A 955-nucleotide genomic window follows, 5' to 3' on the forward strand; every position below is an offset into this window, starting at 1 on the left:
GTGGCCTGCCCCTTCGCCGGGCCCGCGGCGCCGGGGCAGCGGATGTATCGCACCGGGGATCTGGTGTGTTGGCGCGCTGATGGGCAGCTGGATTATCTGGGCCGCGCCGATGAGCAGGTCAAGATCCGCGGCTACCGGATCGAGCTGGGCGAGATCCAGGCCGCCCTGACCGGGCTGGACGGGGTGGAACAAGCGGTGGTGATCGCCCGCGAGGACCAGCCCGGCACCCCCCGGCTGGTCGGCTACATCACCGGGGCCGCTGACCCGGTCGCGGCGCGCGCCGCGCTGGCCGAGCGGTTGCCCGAGTATATGGTGCCCGCCGCGGTGGTGGCGCTTGACGCGTTGCCGTTGACGGCCAACGGCAAACTCGACACCCGCGCCCTACCCTCCCCGGACTACACCGGTGTGGCGTACCGCGCCCCAGTCAGCGCGGTCGAAGAGATCCTGGCCGGCATTTATGCCGAAATCCTCGGACTCGAGCGGGTCGGAGTTGATGATTCGTTCTTTGAGCTCGGTGGGGATTCGCTGTCGGCCATGCGCCTGATCTCCGCGATCAACAGAGGCCTGGATGCGGGTCTTTCCGTGCGGGCGGTGTTCGAGGCACCCACTGTTGCCCAGTTGGCTCTGCTTATCAACGCAGAGACGAGCCAGGTAGAGCCATTGGTGGCCCAGGAGCGTCCGGCGGTGGTGCCGTTGTCGTTTGCCCAGCAGCGGTTGTGGTTTATCGATCAGTTGCAGGGGCCCTCGGCGGTGTACAACATTCCGGCGGCGTTGCGGCTGCGCGGTCACTTGGACGCCGCGGCGTTGGGTGCGGCGTTGACCGATGTGGTGGGCCGGCATGAATCGCTGCGCACGGTGTTTTGCGCCCCGCAGGGCATCCCCGAGCAGGTGGTGGTGCCCGCGGAGTCGGCCGCGGTGGGCTGGGAGGTCATCGATGCCCGCGGCTGGCCGGCCG

The 955-nt window shown here is 68.8% G+C and carries 1 protein-coding gene; it reads left to right on the forward strand.

Annotation, left to right across the window (positions count from 1 at the left end):
* Positions 1-955, forward strand: a 955-nt coding sequence (locus tag A5753_RS05225; protein WP_156655951.1) for a phosphopantetheine-binding protein, incomplete at both ends; no start/stop codon positions are given.

Origin of the sequence: Mycobacterium sp. 852002-51971_SCH5477799-a, from assembly GCF_001667145.1 — a bacterium.
Lineage (GTDB): Bacteria > Actinomycetota > Actinomycetes > Mycobacteriales > Mycobacteriaceae > Mycobacterium.